This window comes from Methyloprofundus sp. (assembly GCF_965251085.1).
Taxonomy (GTDB): Bacteria; Pseudomonadota; Gammaproteobacteria; order Methylococcales; family Methylomonadaceae; genus Methyloprofundus.
In genome coordinates, this window is the sequence record NZ_OZ252594.1 from 4,601,593 (window position 1) to 4,618,369 (window position 16,777).

14 protein-coding genes are annotated in these 16,777 nt (G+C 40.5%); 6 read left to right on the forward strand and 8 right to left on the reverse strand.

Features of this window, described 5'->3' with window-relative positions; translation table 11 throughout:
* Positions 1–132 precede the first annotated feature (132 nt).
* Positions 133–789 (forward strand): GMP/IMP nucleotidase, encoded by a 657-nt coding sequence (gene yrfG / locus ACQY3F_RS21745; RefSeq protein WP_428357193.1) that lies wholly within the window; start codon positions 133–135, stop codon positions 787–789.
* A 117-nt stretch (positions 790–906) separates the two neighbouring features.
* Here the strand turns inward: yrfG and ACQY3F_RS21750 are convergent, their stop codons facing one another.
* A complete protein-coding gene (locus ACQY3F_RS21750) occupies positions 907–2,163 on the reverse strand; it encodes a DEAD/DEAH box helicase (protein WP_428357783.1) in 1,257 nt (418 codons plus the stop codon).
* Positions 2,164–2,850: 687 nt separating this feature from the next.
* On the opposite strand from ACQY3F_RS21750, the gene trxA reads away from it, so the two are divergent.
* The 5 genes from trxA to ACQY3F_RS21775 all read left to right on the forward strand — a co-directional run bounded on the left by trxA (position 2,851) and on the right by ACQY3F_RS21775 (position 7,788).
* Entirely contained in the window at positions 2,851–3,177 is a 327-nt protein-coding gene (gene trxA, locus ACQY3F_RS21755; protein ID WP_428357194.1) for a thioredoxin TrxA, read from the forward strand.
* 192 nt (positions 3,178–3,369) lie between these two features.
* On the forward strand, positions 3,370–4,626 hold the full coding sequence (rho, locus tag ACQY3F_RS21760) for a transcription termination factor Rho (protein ID WP_428357196.1): 1,257 nt from the start codon (positions 3,370–3,372) through the stop codon (positions 4,624–4,626).
* Between the two features lie 170 nt (positions 4,627–4,796).
* Complete coding sequence (locus tag ACQY3F_RS21765) at positions 4,797–5,240, forward strand: hypothetical protein (RefSeq protein ID WP_428357198.1); 444 nt, start codon at positions 4,797–4,799, stop codon at positions 5,238–5,240.
* Positions 5,241–5,587: 347 nt separating this feature from the next.
* Positions 5,588–6,052 carry a hypothetical protein gene (locus ACQY3F_RS21770; protein WP_428353305.1) on the forward strand — a complete coding sequence of 155 codons (465 nt, stop codon included), beginning with the start codon at positions 5,588–5,590 and terminating at the stop codon, positions 6,050–6,052.
* A gap of 41 nt (positions 6,053–6,093) precedes the next feature.
* Complete coding sequence (locus ACQY3F_RS21775) at positions 6,094–7,788, forward strand: putative transposase (RefSeq protein ID WP_428353306.1); 1,695 nt, start codon at positions 6,094–6,096, stop codon at positions 7,786–7,788.
* On the opposite strand, the gene ACQY3F_RS21780 is transcribed toward ACQY3F_RS21775, so the two are convergent.
* From ACQY3F_RS21780 to ACQY3F_RS21810, 7 genes are all read right to left on the reverse strand, one after another.
* On the reverse strand, positions 7,780–8,826 hold the full coding sequence (locus tag ACQY3F_RS21780; protein ID WP_428357200.1) for a quinone-dependent dihydroorotate dehydrogenase: 1,047 nt from the start codon (positions 8,824–8,826) through the stop codon (positions 7,780–7,782). The two genes, ACQY3F_RS21775 and ACQY3F_RS21780, sit on opposite strands and share 9 nt — an antisense overlap.
* A 5-nt stretch (positions 8,827–8,831) precedes the next feature.
* A complete protein-coding gene (locus ACQY3F_RS21785; RefSeq protein WP_428357202.1) occupies positions 8,832–9,932 on the reverse strand; it encodes an NAD(P)/FAD-dependent oxidoreductase in 1,101 nt (366 codons plus the stop codon).
* 603 nt (positions 9,933–10,535) lie between these two features.
* On the reverse strand, positions 10,536–11,492 hold the full coding sequence (locus ACQY3F_RS21790; RefSeq protein WP_428357204.1) for a DUF4124 domain-containing protein: 957 nt from the start codon (positions 11,490–11,492) through the stop codon (positions 10,536–10,538).
* 247 nt (positions 11,493–11,739) lie between these two features.
* Positions 11,740–12,315: a YggT family protein gene (locus tag ACQY3F_RS21795; RefSeq protein ID WP_428357206.1), complete on the reverse strand. Its 576-nt coding sequence runs from the start codon at positions 12,313–12,315 to the stop codon at positions 11,740–11,742.
* Positions 12,315–13,142 (reverse strand): pyrroline-5-carboxylate reductase, encoded by an 828-nt coding sequence (gene proC, locus ACQY3F_RS21800; protein WP_428357207.1) that lies wholly within the window; start codon positions 13,140–13,142, stop codon positions 12,315–12,317. Before proC ends, ACQY3F_RS21795 begins: the two co-directional genes overlap by 1 nt.
* Before the next feature lie 465 nt (positions 13,143–13,607).
* Positions 13,608–16,091, reverse strand: a complete 2,484-nt coding sequence (locus tag ACQY3F_RS21805; protein ID WP_428357209.1) for an ABC transporter permease — start codon at positions 16,089–16,091, stop codon at positions 13,608–13,610.
* The gene (locus ACQY3F_RS21810) at positions 16,088–16,777 is read right to left on the reverse strand and encodes an ABC transporter ATP-binding protein (RefSeq protein WP_428357211.1); all 690 of its coding nucleotides are present in this window, start codon (positions 16,775–16,777) and stop codon (positions 16,088–16,090) included. The genes ACQY3F_RS21805 and ACQY3F_RS21810 overlap by 4 nt, the downstream gene beginning before the upstream one ends.

Consider the following 16,777-nt stretch of genomic DNA (forward strand, 5'->3'; position numbering starts at 1 on the left):
TCAGTCGGGCTGATCAACAAAAAGCTATTTTCATAGAGCGCATTAAATGAATTCCTACTATCGTGCCGGGCTTGTCCAACAAACGGTTCAGATTGTGGCTCGCTTCGCGATCACAATCTAACCTTATTCGTTATGCTCGATTGGAACAAAATTAATACAGTTTTACTGGATATGGATGGTACCTTGCTGGATTTGAATTTTGATAATCATTTCTGGCTAGAGTTTATACCAGAACGCTATGCACTTCAAAACCAACTTACTATTGAGGAAGCCACTGATGTGCTACTGCCTTTATTTAAGAGCATGGAAGGCAAGCTCGAATGGTATTGCCTGGATTACTGGAGTGAAATTTTAAAACTCGATATCGCCGGTTTGAAAGCTGAAATTTCAGGCTTAATTAGTGTTTTTCCTCATGTCACAGATTTTTTAAGTGCCTTACAGCAAAGCGACAAACAAGTGCTTTTAGTTACTAATGCCCACCGCGATAGTTTGTCGCTAAAAATGGAGAAAACCTGTTTACAGCCTTTTTTTGATGGAATTATTTGTTCGCATTATTTCGGTTTTGCCAAGGAGCATCAGGCATTCTGGCAAGCATTTCAACAGCAACAAGGCTGGGATAGACGATCGACTTTAATGGTAGATGATAGCCTTGCAGTATTACGCTCTGCGCAAACTTTTGGTATTAAGTATTTAATTTCCATTAAGCAGCCCGATTCTAAAAAGCAGCCTCGATCCATTAGTGAGTTTCCTGCTATTAATGATTTCAGAGAACTCATGCTCGTAGCTTGATGGTTAATATTTTTTTCCATGAAGGAAATAAAGAGAATGAATGAAAAAAGAAGAATCAAAATTAACAAGTTATGTTATATGGCATCTTCCCTATAAAAAAAGACAGCTCAGTAAAACCTACGCTTTTGTCTGAACTCTTGCTCTTGGTGCAGACTTTTTCGGTGAATATTGTTTACGTGGCGTTCTAACTCTAGGCGCTGGCTTGATTAGTTCGGGTAATAAATCTTCGGTAACTTTATGCACAGGTACTTTCTGGCTGATATAGTCTTCGATATCGGGCATAGAATAAGCGTATTCTTCACAGATAAAGCTGATCGCTTCTCCCTTTGCACCAAAGCGAGCTGTTCTACCTATTCTGTGTACGTAATCTTCGGCATCCTGAGGTAAATCAAAATTAAATACATGTGAAACATCGGGTATATGTAGACCCCGTGCCGCAACATCGGTGGCTATCATAATGGTCACTTTGCTTTCCTGAAAATCAGCCAAGAGGCGCTGGCGTTTTTCCTGGGGTACATCTCCACTTAACAGAGCCGTTTTGTGCCCATTAGCCGCAAGATAATCAGCTAAATTTTCCGCACTACGTTTGGTATTTACAAAAACAATACTCCGCAATGGGGTATGAGAATTAAGCAAGCCAATTAATAAAGGTATTTTCTGCTCATTCGCAGGGCAAAATGCAAATTGATTAATTGACTCTGAAGTCACCTCTTCCGACTCTATCTTAACCATGACCGGCTGATACATATGCTCATAAGCCAGCTCGGAAACTTTGAACGACAAAGTTGCAGAAAACAACATATTAAGACGTTTTTCAGGGTTTGGCATACGATTAAGTAAATAACGTATGTCTTTGATAAAGCCTAAATCAAACATTCTATCGGCTTCATCCAGCACCATCACCTGAATATTATCTAGAGAAAATGCTTTTTGTCGGTAAAAATCAATAATTCTGCCAGGCGTTGCAATGATGATATCGACATTGCCCTGCACTGCTTTTAACTGCTTCTGATAGTCTGTTCCACCATAGATAAGCGCTAAATTAAAATCCAGATGCTTACCTAATAACAGTGCATCTTTGTGAATTTGTATCGCAAGTTCACGAGTTGGCGCTAAAATAATCGCTCGAGGATATTTCTTTTTTTCGCTGTTATCATTGAGTAAGCGCTGGAAAGCGGCCAGTAAAAAACTCGCCGTCTTACCTGTTCCTGTTTGCGCTTGCCCTGCTACATCTCTATCTCTTAGAGCGATTGGCAAGGACTGGTCTTGGATAGGTGAGCATTGATCAAAACCTGCTTCTTTCAAGCCCTTTAATATGCTGCTGGAAAGTTCCAGGTTGATGAAACGTGTGTCCGTTAAATGTGTTGTCTTCATTTGAATAGAATACATCAATAGCCGCTAGTTTGCACTGTCCAGTTTATATATACTTCACACGGCCACGGTTGCGATTTTCTGGCGGCCGATTTTTGCCAATAGCTGTGTAGCTGAAACAGTTGCTCAGCTTGCTATGGGGCTGTTTCAGAGCCCCCGTATCAAGTACGGGGCAAGCTTTGCTCTCAACCAAAATCAACTCGCTATAAAATCCGCAACCGTCACCGCGCGAATTATCCTAGAAAAATCAGTTGCTCACGATTTCTAGCACAAATTCTTAATTCCACCGCACTTCTAAAAAATATCCGCTTAAGCTATAGGTGAAGCTAAATTTTTCTGAAAGTGTTACATTAATTCAATATCTTGCACTATCAATTCGCGCTCAACTGATTTTTCTAGGATTATACAAAGACTTAAAACCTGTAAATTACAGATAATTTTAAAGCTGTCCCATATTCTTTAAACACACTGACCTAAACTACCTTTACAGCTAACAATTTTTAAAATAACCGTAAAAGCAGCAACTTATGATTTTTTATAGACTCATACTATTGCTCCAGCAGAATACTGACCCATATTTTTCCATACTAAATATATATAAATTTGAAATAGTTATTTTCCAAAAAATAGATTGACAAATTAGGGCGATACAGCGATATTACTCACTCGTAAAATAATTTGGAGAATAGCGTGAGTGACTCGGTCCTTCATGTAACGGATAGTAATTTTGATGAACTTGTTTTAAAAGCCGGTTCGCCTGTTTTGGTTGACTACTGGGCTGAATGGTGTGGTCCTTGTAAAATGATCGCCCCTGTTTTAGATGAAATTTCTGAAGAGTATTCAGGTAAGATTACTGTTGCAAAATTGAATATTGATGACAATCCTGCCACACCATCACATTATGGTGTACGTGGAATACCAACGCTAATGCTATTTAAAGATGGCGATGTTGAAGCAACTAAAGTGGGTGCACTGACAAAATCACAACTAACTCAGTTCATCGACGGCAACATTTAGAGTTTACAATTATTAGATTTTTAAAGGGAAGTAACAATAAATATTTGTTACTTCCCTTTTTTATGCGTATACTACAAATCTGGTGCTAACCTCCTAAGCGCCTTCTGCATATCAAAATAACCGCATCTTACATACCAAGCTAACTTTATCTGTTAGTAACCATGCTATATCTTCTTTTTAAACAATCCTTGTATGAATCTTACCGAATTAAAATTAAAACCAATCACTGAAATTATTGAACTTGCTGAAAGCCTAGGTATCGAAAATGTTTCTCGAACGAGAAAACAAGAAGTTATTTTCTCCATTCTAAAAAAACAAGCCAAAAGCGGCGAAGATATCTATGGCGATGGTGTTATAGAAATATTACAAGATGGTTTTGGCTTCTTACGCACACCTGGCAGTTCTTATCTCGCGGGTCCTGATGATATTTATGTTTCACCCAGCCAGATACGGCGCTTTAGCTTACGCACAGGGGATACCATCAGTGGTAAAATCAGACCCCCGAAAGACAACGAGCGCTATTTTGCTATGCTCAAAGTTGAAAAAATCAATTTTGAAGCCCCCGAAAATGCCAAACACAAAATCCTCTTTACTAACCTAACCCCTTTATTTCCTAATAAACGTTTTATTATGGAACGCGGTGATGGCAGTAGTGAAGACCTGACCGGACGAGTCATTGATTTAATTTCCCCTATAGGTAAAGGCCAGCGTGGTCTTATCGTATCACCACCTAAAGCGGGTAAAACTATGATTCTGCAGAGCCTGGCTCACGCCATTGCAGAAAATAATCCCGAATGCTATATGATCGTTCTGCTTATTGATGAGCGCCCTGAAGAAGTCACCGAAATGCAACGCTGTGTACGTGGGGAAGTTATTTCCAGTACCTTTGATGAACCTGCAACACGCCATGTTCAAGTGGCTGAAATGGTTATTGAGAAGGCGCGTCGCCTAGTTGAACATAAACACGATGTAGTTATCTTGTTAGACTCTTTAACACGTTTGGCGCGAGCTTATAATATGGTCGCTCCCTCATCTGGAAAGATACTTTCTGGTGGTGTGGATGCCAATGCATTAGAAAAACCTAAACGTTTTTTTGGAGCAGCACGTAATATTGAAGAAGGCGGAAGCTTGACAATTATCGCAACCGCTCTGGTAGATACTGGCTCACGTATGGATGAAGTGATTTACGAAGAATTCAAAGGTACCGGTAATATGGAGCTGCATCTGGAACGTAAAATCGCAGAAAAACGTATTTATCCTGCGATTAATATTAACCGCTCTGGAACGCGTCGTGAAGATTATCTGGTTGATCCAGAAGCCCTGCAAAAAACCTGGATTTTACGCAAAATACTGCAACCCATGGATGAAATGGCTGCTTCTGAATTTATACTTGGCAAACTAAAAGACTTCAAAACGAATGCTGAATTTTTTGAATCCATGAAGCGCTAGATATACTCTGCTATCACTGTTCAATTTTTTATAGTAAGGAGCGAGAATTCAATAATATCCGCAAATATGACGCGGGTATTATTGAATTCTCGCTCCTAAGCGCAATTGACTTGAAGCTTGTAATACCTACAGCAATTTAAATTGATATTCAGCAAAATCAGGAGAACACTATGCAAAAATATAGGACTTATTTTTTTATTGCAGCTTTTATTAGTCTGAGCCAACAGACAGCTGTTGCTGAACAGCAATACGAATCTATTACGCCACAAACTATAGAGCAGGCAGCTGAGCAAAATACGCCAGCTACGGCAAAGGATTTTGATCCAAGCTTAGAGCAGTCTGAAGATGAAGATAATGCTACAGAAATTACTATGGATGATGGCTCTTCTACCACAAAAGGGATTCTTTCCGAGATTGTGATTCGCCCTTTCGCTGTCCTAGGCAGTATTACAGGATTTGCACTTTTTGTTGTTGCATCACCGTTCTCCGGACTAGCGAGTATCCCTGAACCGCATGATGCTTTTAAAACGACCTGGGATAACTTTGTAGTTACTCCGTATTATTTCGCTTTCCGCCGCCCACTCGGTGATTATTCAGTTGAATTAAATCCTTAACCCTTCCCCCAAATTCAACAAAAAAGGCTGCTAAAGTTTCTAACTCTAGCAGCCTTTTTTTTCCAGACTATTGCAGCTCCAATCCACTTAGGAACGCGCACGGAATAAGTTGAGCATCTGGCGCAGGATTTTTGTTTGTTTCCAAGTGGCCTAAGATCAGAGCACCTGACCTCTATTTTTAGATAAATTGCCCTATTTAATAAATAAATATATTTAAAATCAATCAATAACAAACTTTTTGCTCTAAAAGACCAGATAATACTTTTCACATACATGAGATTTTGTAATGATACCCCTTTTACATTATCCTTGGACTACCGCTGTCCACATCTGCCGGGAAAAAACTCATGGTTCAGCGACAACTTCCTATGTTTCCAGAAGGTTCTACAGAAGTAACTCATGATTTGGCCGTTGAAAAGCGAGACGGCCGCGTGACCTATTTCTATGGTACTCTGCCCGTTTTTACTCACGATGCGAATGATGATGCTTCGTTCAAAATGATTACCGCACAATTCTATACCAACGGTTATGTCAAACAAATGGATATCGTTCGTGCTTTTGGTGTAACGCCCATTAGTGTTAAACGTGCCGTTAAGCTCTATCAAGAAAAGGGTGTGCAAGGCTTTTATGCTGAGAAAAAAACACGAGGAGCGGCTGTTTTGACTGATGATGTGTTGCTAAACGCCCAACAATTATTAAACGAAGGACAAGAACCTTGCGATGTGGCCGATCAATTAGGTATTAAGCGGGATACCTTCAATAAATCAATTCGTGCGGGTCGTTTGCACAAAATAAAAAAAAAGAAACATTAAGCACTAAGAGTGAGCGCAGTGGGCAAGATAATGCGGCACCCATGGGGATGGGGGCTCAGAATATCGATGCTCGTCTGGCTGCCAGTATTGGGCAATTAGAGGAACCGGCTGCCCCTGATTTTCAAGCCCTGCAAGATGTTCCCAAAGGCGGTGTTTTGTTTGCACTGCCCGCTTTATTAGTCACTGGGCTATTAAAATACAGTGAAAACTTTTTTAAACTCAGCAAAGGCTATTATGGATTAGACAGTCTGCTAATCATACTGGCCTTTATCGCACTTGTCCGGGTAAAGTCCATTGAGTCCTTGCGCTATAGTGCGCCAGGAGAATGGGGTAAACTGATTGGACTGGACCGTATTCCAGAAGTCCGCACCCTGCGGAGTAAAATCAAACAACTCACACAAGATGAAGGTCCTCTGCAATGGAGTGAAGCACTGTGCAAAGAATGGATGCAGAGTGCTCCTGAACAAGCCAGTATCCTTTATATTGATGGTCATGTCCGGGTTTATAATGGACATCAAACCAAACTTCCACGTCATCACGTAGCCCGACAAAAACTCTGTTTGCGGGCAACCACGGATTACTGGGTTAATGCAATGGATGGTCAACCCTTTATGGTCATTAACAAAGCAGTCGATCCGGGCATGATCAAGGTCATTGAAAATGACATCCTTCCGCAACTCGAAAAAAGGCTTCCCACTTTTGTTAATGCCCAAGAGCTGGAGTCCGATCCGCTATTGCATCGATTTACACTGGTGTGTGACAGAGAGTCTTACAGCCCGCCTTTTTTTAAACGCATGAAAGCACAGCGTGTTGCCTGTTTAACCTATCATAAATACCCGGGAGAAAACTGGCCGGAAGAAGAATTTTTACCCTATCAGGTCACTTTATCTTCTGGAGAGCAAGCACAACTCAAGCTCGCAGAACGAGGCCACTGCTTAAGTAATGGTCTCTGGGTACGGGAAATACGCAAACTCTCTCAAAAGGGACACCAGACCAGCATTATTGGAACCGACTATCGCTCAGAAATGATCCCGCTAGCTGTTGCCATGTTTGCCCGATGGTCTCAGGAGAATTTCTTCAAGTATTGCCGTGAACACTTTGGATTAGATAAGCTTGTTGACTATTGTATTGAACCAGTTTCCGATACCGTCAAGGTGGTTAATCCAGAATATCGTCGACTGGATAGCCAAATAAGATCCAGCCAGGGAAAACTAAATCGTCTGCTTGCCAGGTTTGCGACATTAACGCTGGATACGCCTATTGAGCCAGACAAAGTCGAGCCCTTCTTGCAAAAAAAGACCGCCTGCCAGGAAGACATTGAAGCCTTTCAGGTGAAAATCAAGACACTCAAAGAAAAGCGAAAACAAGCGCCACATTACCTTAAAGTGAAAGATTTACCCGAAGAGGAGCAATTTCAGCAACTCAGCACCAAAAGTAAACATTTCATCGATACCATCAAAATGATTGCTTATCGTGCTGAAACGGCAATGGCCAATTTGTTACGCGAAACGCTCTCACGCCCTGATGAAGTACGCAGTCTGTTACGGGCAATTTATAGTAGCGAGGCAGACCTGATTCCAGATCATGATCAAGGTACATTAACGGTACGACTACACCATTTGGCCAATCGGAGTTATGACGTGGCGATACATAAATTATGTGATGAACTTAATAGCACAGAAACCAGATTTCCGCGAACTAATTTAAGGATGATCTTTAAACTGGGTTCAAAGTAAATTCCCCGAGATCAGGTGCTCTGAAGATAAGCCACGCATAATATCATTTACTAAGTTCGGCCCTTGATAAATTAGACCACTATACAACTGAACTAAACTTGCACCCGCATCAAGCTTCTCTTGAGCATCCGTAGAGTTCATAATGCCACCCACTGCAATAATGGGTAACCGCCCTTGCAATTCATCTGCTAGTCGCCTTACCACATACGTTGCTTGCTGTTTAACTGGAGAGCCACTCAATCCACCCATTTCATCCGCCAGGGGATGACCCTCAACCGCACTACGTTCTAGCGTTGTATTCGTTGCTATGACACCATCTATCGAAAATTCTACTAACAGTCCAGCTATATGTTGAATTTCTTCATCACTTAAATCGGGCGCAATTTTAACCACAATAGGCGTATATTTATTGTGTTGCTGTTCTAACTGCAGTTGCTCTTGCTTTAAAGCAGAGAGTAGCTGTTTAATTTCATCGCCCTGTTGTAATTGACGTAGGTTTTTAGTATTCGGCGATGAAATATTGATAGTGATATAGCTTGCAAGAAGGTAAGCTTTACGTAAACAAATCAAATAATCGTCTGTCGCTTTTTCAATCGGCGTAGCAAAATTTTTGCCTATATTTATCCCCAACACACCTTTATACTGACTTTTTTTCACCTGTTCTATCAGATAATCAACTCCCTGATTATTAAAGCCCATACGATTGATAATCGCCTGGTGTTCCACTAATCTGAATAATCGTGGTTTAGGGTTTCCAGGTTGCGGAAGTGGCGTCACTGTACCAATCTCAAGAGAGCCAAAGCCAAGCCCGGCTAGTGCATCTATATAATCGCCATTTTTATCTAAGCCTGCAGCCAGACCCACTGGATTCACAAAGTCTAAGCCCATGACTGTTACCGGCTTTGCTATAAAAGCTGGATTTAAGATCTTATCTAGCCCAGCAGTATGAGAAAATTTTAAACCTTTTAGGGTCAGCGAATGAGCTACTTCTGGGTCTAATTTGAACAATAAGGGCTTTATTAAGGGGTAGTAATTCATAGCTTTTAATGACTGGCTGAAAATTGATACAATCCGGCATCGATTGACGTCGGTTGGTTAGTTATTATTTCATACAATAATTGCGCAGCAGCGGGACCCATAGCAAAACCATTTCTAAAGTGTCCTGCATTAATCGCAAGATTACTAATTTCCGGATGTTTATCTATAAAAGGGATACCAAGTTGAGTACCCGGACGTAAGCCAGCCCAGTGATGAATAATCGGGGCTGATTCTAAGGCTGGAAATAATTTTCTGGCAAAATCAACCAGTGATTGTTTTGCCTGTTCCGATGTCGATTTATCAAAATCAGTATATTCGACAGTACTACCACATAAAATTTTTCCATCACGGCGCGGAATTAAATAGCGGTCATCTTCCAGTACTATCGTATCCAGCGTATTTTCAGCAGCATCTAAGATCAACATTTGTCCTTTAACCGGAAAAATGTCCGCCTGAACTTGTTTTGTCTGCGCAAATAACTGCCTGCATAAGTCTCCTGTCCAGGCACCCGCTGCTATGACTACATGGTTAACTGAAAAATTTTCCGCTGCGCTCGCAATACTGGTAATTCTGTTATGACTTATCTGTATTTTATTAATGCTACAGTTTTCAACAATTTTGACACCACGCTGGAGTAAGTCTTGTTTGATTGATTTAAGCAATCGTGGATTTCTCACCTGTGCAATATCTTTCAGGTATAAGGATCGACCCTTACACTGAGGAAATATTTTCTGTTGCGCAGGGTTTGCAGTACACCCGTCTATAGCATACTTAGCACACCAATCACGGGCTTTATCTAGATCAGCAAGCTCAGTCATTAACAAACCACTTACTGTATATTCAGGATCGATGCCTGTGGATTCATGTAATGTTTGTGCTAATTCTGGGTAGGCTTGTATGCTGGGTATGGTCAATTGACTAATCGCATCCTTCTGACGCCAAGGATACAGAGGCAATAAAATCCCACCTCCAGCCCAGGACGATTCTTGCCCGATCCGACTCTTTTCTATAATAGTGACATTGGCTCCGGCGATAGCAAACAAACGCGCACTTAATAGCGCAGTTATGCCACCGCCTACAAATGTTATATCTGGAATAGAATGCATAAAAAACAATAGTCAGAAAAATGAGCGACTATTATACCTTTTGCATCTTTGAACACACAATGAAGTATTGTTTGATTCTTGATTACCTATAAGCTTCAGCCGACGTAGCCCGCATAGAGTTTACAAAATGCGAGAAATAAGAGCCACGAATATCCTGTATTCCACATGCTGCATACAGGCTACAGAAAATTTCCCTGACTCCCCAGAACTCTCAATGCTGTTGATAATCTCCTTCTCCAGAGGGAGAAGGTTGGGATGAGGCGATTATCCTCTCCCACCCCTCCAGCAAGAGAGGGCTTAAGTCAGCAGCATTGCCCAGAACTCTGAGCTATTAAGGAACAAGTGTTGCATTGAAAACTTTATCCTAGAAACCGCAGTTGAGCAGGGATTTTGTGGAAAATCTGCGTGCGAAAGACAAGCCACAGCTAGCAGGCAATGGCCGTAGCCCTTGGCAATAGCTGTAACGCAGTATTTCACGCTCAGATTTATTCACAAAACCGTGAAGCGGAGTCTGTTCACCTTGCAGGGGATAAGTTGTTACGTTCATTATGCTTTATACAAATACTTAGAGTGTTTTTTAGCGTTCAACTGCGGTTTTTAGGATTATAGGTTAACTTTTTTTACGGCACTTTCTACATAGGGTCTGAAAGAACGGCGTATTAAATCTACTTGCTTGCTTAAACAGAGTTCAGTACCCATAGTGGAAATATGGCAGCGTATATCTAAAAATATGCTGACTTTATTATTTTTCCGTGTTGACCTTGATACCGAAAGACTTATATCTGTTTCCTTCAAGGGCTCGTTACCCATAATCAGGGTATCGGTAGAAAAACTAATGCCCGTGGTAGAATTCAGTACAATAAACTGCTTGGCTTCTTCCCAGGCGAGTTGACAGTTTTTATCATCTTTACAATTATATAAACCCAGTGTGTTGGCAGCCTTTAATTCAGCCATCTCATCACTGACTTTTTTTGCATTAGATTTATTGGTTTTGGTTAAAAACAAAAATCGCTCAATTTCTTTATCAAACTTTTTTTCTATTCCCTTGCGCTTTTCTAAAACCTGACTGATATCCAGATAAGTTGCATCGATATTTTTTTCTATTTCGGCAATTTCATTTAAGATCGTGGACGGCACTTTTTTACCACTTCGTTCGGCCTGCGCAGCTTTTTTTCGTGCCCTGGCTAAATTATCTCTTAAATTCTCCTGATTTTTTTCATACACACGTTTCTGCGCATCTACCGAAAGTAACTTGTTATTAAGTGTTAAACGTAAATCATCAACATTACGAAAAGTACTCAGTAAGACTTTATCGTTTGATTTTTGCCTGGCTATAATCTTTTCTTGCTCTGCTCTTAAAATCGCCAGCCTTTTCTCCAAAGCAATCTGTTCCTTAGTTTTTGCAGCTCTCAGAGTTTCAACAACTCTGCCACTGTCACTTAATACATTACGTTCTAGCTTTGATTTATTGGGAGGGACTTTGTCAGAATAATAAATATGACCTTCAGCATCAACCCAGCGATACATTTTTGCATGCACAACAGGTTGCCATACAGTCATGCCTGCAATTAATATTAAACCTATAAAAATACGGAAATTTTTCATCGGATAGAAACTACAAACCTCTTCACTTAATAATTAGCTGTTATGCTTCGCGCGGTGACAGTTGCGGATTTTATAACCAGTCAAGCTTTGCTCTCGGCAAAAATCGGCCGCTAGAAAACCGCAACCGTGGCTATGCGAAGTATATGTTTAGCCATACTATGGGCTCAACAAAATAAACCTAGAAAAATGCTGCCAAACCTATTTACCCAACTAGAGTAATTAACTCTTGTAGCGGTGGAATAATTAACATTTTGGCCAGCTGTAAACCAACAAGTACAATAAGTGGCGATAAATCAATACCACCAATATCAGGAACCATGCGTCGACAAGAAGCCAGTAATGGCTCCGTAATACTGTACAGTAAATTAGACGCTGCATTAAAAGTACCTGGGTTAACCCAGCTTAATAGTGCACGTGCAAAAACAGCAAACACAAACACATTAATAACCAGAGAAATTAATTGACTGACTGACAGTAAAGTCAAGGCAGCAAAGCTAAATGGGATGCCTTTTAAAGTCAGAGTAATCAGATCAGAAAACATCTGCAAGGCAATAACAAATACAATAGAAGAAGTATCTACTTTACCTACGGCCGGAATATAACGGCGCAGCAACCGTAATGGCGGATGAGTAATTTTAACTAAAAACTGTGAAATAGGATTATAAAAATCCCCCCCGACCCACTGTAAAAGAAAGCGTAATACTACCGCTAAAATATAAAAAGAAAAAACCGTATCCAGTACAAATATGATCGGATCACTCAAATATGTCGAACCCATTAATCTGCTCCCAATTCTTTAGATAATGATATAGATCGGTCATTGGCTGCTTGCATTGCATTTTTAACCAACTCTGATAATCCACCTTGTGTAAATATTTTAATCGCTTGCTCTGTAGTTCCACCAGGAGATGTTACCCGATTCCTAAGTTCGCCTGGTGATTCAGATGATTCCAGTGCAATTCGAGCCGCACCTAAAGCCGTTTGCTCTATCAGTAACTGAGCCGTATGTTGTGATAAACCCAGCTCTATTGCCGATTTTTCCATTGCTTCCATTAATAAAAAGAAATAGGCAGGGCCACTACCCGAAACTGCAGTTACCGCATCCAATTCTGATTCATTTGTAACCCAGACTGAAATGCCTACTGAGCGCATAATATTTTCTGCTAAATCATGCTGCTCTTCGCTTACATTTTGATTTGCATGCAATCCGGTTGCTCCGGTTTGGACTAAAGCAGGAGTGTTAGGCATACAACGCACAATTGCTTTATCAACGCCCAGCCAGTTACTTAAACTAGACTGATTGATACCAGCTGCAATTGAAACGACTAATAAATTTTGTTTTTCAAAGCTCGATCTGGAATTTTTAATGACTGTTGCAATCACTTGTGGCTTTACAGCTAACACGACGACATCGACTTCAGCGATTAATGCATCGTTTGTAGGCGAAGTATTTATATGCATACGAGTGGCAAGGCTAGATGATTTTTCCTGATCCGCATCGGCAACCCAAATTTGTTGAGCTGAATGACCACTGGAAATTAACCCGCTAATCAGACTATTCGCCATATTACCGCCACCGATAAAGCCTATTTTCATTGTTTTCATTATTGTGTAATCTCTATTATTTCCATGGGTTCAAATAATTCGTACAATAAATTTAAGAGTACAAATTAAGTTCAGGCATAACTTATATTAAGATGAGGACATTTTACCTGTTTATCAATAAGGACATTTTCTTTTTCGTTACAGCCCAGAGGGTATTAAGTTACGAAGTGCATCTTGTGATTAATAATCACAACATTGCTGTGCAAATATACTTCGCGCGGTTACCAATCCGGTTGTATAGTGAACTGATTTTTTTTGATAGCCAAGCGCTGAAACTTGCGCATAGCTAGCTAAGTACCTGCGTACACACAATTCTGTAGGATGGGTAGAACGTAGCACCTGTCTTTTAGGTGCGCAGAGAAACCCATCAATCCCACGTAAAATGATGGGTTTCTCTTCGAGCTCTTACGAGTCGCAAAAAAACTAATCCGCTTGAAATCCGTAGCGTGACCGCCCGAAGTATAACTACAGCTCTCTCAACACTTGCATCGGAGACTGGTTAACCACGGATCGGGTTCCCCAGAAACCAGCTAGGCCAATAAAAACAGCTGAAGCAATTGGAAATATTAAACATAAAATCAGGTTAAGATGAAAATCCATTTTCAATACCCAATGATATAAAGCATAGATAACCAGTTGTGACATAAATACTGCCAATACTCCTGCTATGAAGCCCAGCGCACTAAACTCAATCCACTGTATTGTTTGTAAAAAACTACGTTTCGCCCCTAAGGTACGCATTAACACACCGCTATAGATTCGACTATCCAGACTAGCCTGAACTGCAGCGAATAACACCAGAAAGCCAGCTAGCAAAGCAAAATACAGTAAATAATTAATTGCGGCGGTCAGTTGAGTCAAAATGCGATTAATCTGCTGTAATAATTGATCAACATCTAATACTGTCATCGCCGGATATTTTTTAAGCAATTGATTTAAAATATCTTTATTTTCGGAAGGTAAATAAAAACTGGTTATATAAGTATGTGCAAACTGATCGATACTACCGGGTGAAAACATCATATAAAAATTAGGCTTCATAGTGTCCCAATCGACTTTGCGAATACTATCAACCTCCGCATGCATTTGCTGGCTACCAATAGAAAATGTAAGCATGTCACCTATCTTAACCTTAAGGCTCTCTGCCAGTTTTAATTCTATAGAAACCAGACCAGGCTTACGCTCAGCAGGCCACTGGCCTGCCATAATTTTATTATCTTTTGCTGCAGCCTGCGACCAGGTTAAACTTAGATCACGATGAATTGCACGTTCACCCTGAGATTCTTTAGTCACGATTTGTTGTACCGGTACCGCATTTATTTCCACCAGGCGTCCACGGACTACAGGATAAAATTCACTAACCCTTACGCCCTGCTGATTTAATTCTAATTTCAGACTGTCCTTTTGTTCTGCAAAAATATTTAACGCAAAATGGTTGGGTGCATTATCTGCTAATTGCTTTTGCCAGTCATTAATCAAGTCCGAGCGTACTGTGAAGCTGAGTATGATTGCCAGCAAGGTCATACTGAATGCTAAAATCTGTACGATATTGGACTGCCTGTTTTTTGACAAACCTTGCAAACCAAAACGCCAGGTTAAATTCAAATGCTTAAGCAAGAAGCGGCTTGCACCTAATATAAGGTATACCAAAGCAGCAATTATCAATAAACTCAATGTGCATGCGCCGATAATACTAAATGTCATTTGCATATCTTCAGTATATTGCGTTAATAATATACATAACAAGGCTATTGCTAATCCATAAACCAACCATGCACTACTTGGCAAAGGTTCCAGATCGCGGCGTAAAATACGCAAGGGCGATACCTGTTTTAAACGTAATAAAGGCGGTAGAGCAAAACCGAACAGCACCGTTATCCCCATAACTAAACCAAAAAACACAGCCAGCAAACCTGGAGCTGCAATTTGAGCCGGCAATAATTCACGCAGGGTATGCAATAATAATTCCTGAGTTACCCAGCCCAGCAGGCATCCAATACCACTTGCACACAAGCCAATAAAAACAAATTGCCATACAAATAATCGCAGCACTGCATTTTGTTGATAACCTAAGCAACGCAAAATGGCCGCACTATTAAAATGTCTTTCCGTATAGCGCCGTGTTGCCATCGCAATCGCGACACCAGAAATTAAGATAACCACAATACTGGATAACCCCAGGTACCGTTCCGCCTTTTTCAGAGCCGATCCAAGATTGGGTCTATCCTCATATACATCCATAATACGTTGCGAAACACCTAAGTGCGGTTTTAACCAGCGCTTAAAACCCAGAATACTTGTTTCATCACCAGCAAATTGATAAAAATGATGTACGTGACTGCCCGGCTGTAAAATCCGGGTTGCAGATAAATCTTCTGCATTAATCATCACTCGCGGATTTAAACTATATAAATCACCCTGCTTATCTGGTTCATACGTAAGAATCTGGCTAATTAATAATGACTTTTCACCGACCCGTAATTGCTCCCCTAATTTGAGTTTCAAGGCAGATAAAATTCGTGCTTCTACCCACGCCTCTCCTTTTTCCGGGCCGTGATAAACCGTTTGTTCTTGAGTATAACTATCTTGCCTGATTTTTAAGTAACCATATAAAGGATAATTTTTACTGACGGCTTTTACAGCTGCTAATAGAAACTCATCATTTTCCATTAACATACTAGAAAAACCTGTCCCCTGAGATTGTTTTAAACCCAGGCCCTGAGCTTTTTTTAAAATACCCTCATTTATGAGATCCGGACTTGTTAATACTAAATCTGCAGCCAAAAATTCAGCTGCCTGATAATTCATGGTGCGGTTAATTCGATCAGCAAATAGACTAATGGCTGTAGAGCTTCCTACTGCAATAATTAAAGCCAGCATCAATAAATTTAATTCACCGGATCGACTATCTCTGCGTAAAAACCGCAGTGCCAATAGCAAACCATTCATACAATACACCCAGCTTGTAATTCGATCGTACGTTCACAGCGATCTGCTAGACGCTGGTCATGAGTGACTAATACCAGAGTGGTCTGATGTTCTGTATTTAATTCAAACAATAAATCGATAATATAATCACCCGTAGTACTATCCAGATTTCCGGTCGGTTCATCTGCAAATAGGATTTTTGGCTGAGTAACAAACGCGCGAGCTAAAGCAACACGTTGTTGTTCTCCACCCGATAATTGATTTGGCGTATGCGTTAAGCGCTGACTTAAGCCTACCCGATCCAGTAACTCTGTTGCTAATTTTTTCGCCTGTTTATTACCGGTTAATTCCAGTGGCAACATAACATTTTCCAGCGCATTGAGATTAGTTAATAACTGAAAGGATTGAAATACAAAACCGATGACCTGGTTACGCAATGCTGCACGACCATCTTCATTTAATTCACCCAGTGATTGGCCTAGTATTTGTATAGCTCCGGAACTTGCTACATCCAATCCAGCCAGTAAACTCAGTAAAGTCGATTTCCCGGAACCCGAAGCGCCGATTATTGCAACACTTTCTGCAGCTTTGATTGTAAAACTTACTGATGACAAGATTGTCAATGGGCTATTATTACTCGTCACTGTTTTACACAAGTTATCGACATGAATGATACTTGATGTATTTTTATCTATTTGGGAGTTCAT

Coding starts and splice junctions, on each gene's coding strand:
- yrfG (WP_428357193.1), top strand. CDS start 133: ATGCTCGATTGGAACAAAATTAATACAGTTTTACTGGATATGGATGGT.
- ACQY3F_RS21750 (WP_428357783.1), bottom strand. CDS start 2,163: ATGAAGACAACACATTTAACGGACACACGTTTCATCAACCTGGAACTT.
- rho (WP_428357196.1), top strand. CDS start 3,370: ATGAATCTTACCGAATTAAAATTAAAACCAATCACTGAAATTATTGAA.
- ACQY3F_RS21765 (WP_428357198.1), top strand. CDS start 4,797: ATGCAAAAATATAGGACTTATTTTTTTATTGCAGCTTTTATTAGTCTG.
- ACQY3F_RS21770 (WP_428353305.1), top strand. CDS start 5,588: ATGGTTCAGCGACAACTTCCTATGTTTCCAGAAGGTTCTACAGAAGTA.
- ACQY3F_RS21775 (WP_428353306.1), top strand. CDS start 6,094: ATGGGGATGGGGGCTCAGAATATCGATGCTCGTCTGGCTGCCAGTATT.
- ACQY3F_RS21780 (WP_428357200.1), bottom strand. CDS start 8,826: ATGAATTACTACCCCTTAATAAAGCCCTTATTGTTCAAATTAGACCCA.
- ACQY3F_RS21785 (WP_428357202.1), bottom strand. CDS start 9,932: ATGCATTCTATTCCAGATATAACATTTGTAGGCGGTGGCATAACTGCG.
- ACQY3F_RS21790 (WP_428357204.1), bottom strand. CDS start 11,492: ATGACTGTATGGCAACCTGTTGTGCATGCAAAAATGTATCGCTGGGTT.
- ACQY3F_RS21795 (WP_428357206.1), bottom strand. CDS start 12,315: ATGGGTTCGACATATTTGAGTGATCCGATCATATTTGTACTGGATACG.
- proC (WP_428357207.1), bottom strand. CDS start 13,142: ATGAAAACAATGAAAATAGGCTTTATCGGTGGCGGTAATATGGCGAAT.
- ACQY3F_RS21805 (WP_428357209.1), bottom strand. CDS start 16,091: ATGAATGGTTTGCTATTGGCACTGCGGTTTTTACGCAGAGATAGTCGA.
- ACQY3F_RS21810 (WP_428357211.1), bottom strand. CDS start 16,777: ATGAACTCCCAAATAGATAAAAATACATCAAGTATCATTCATGTCGAT.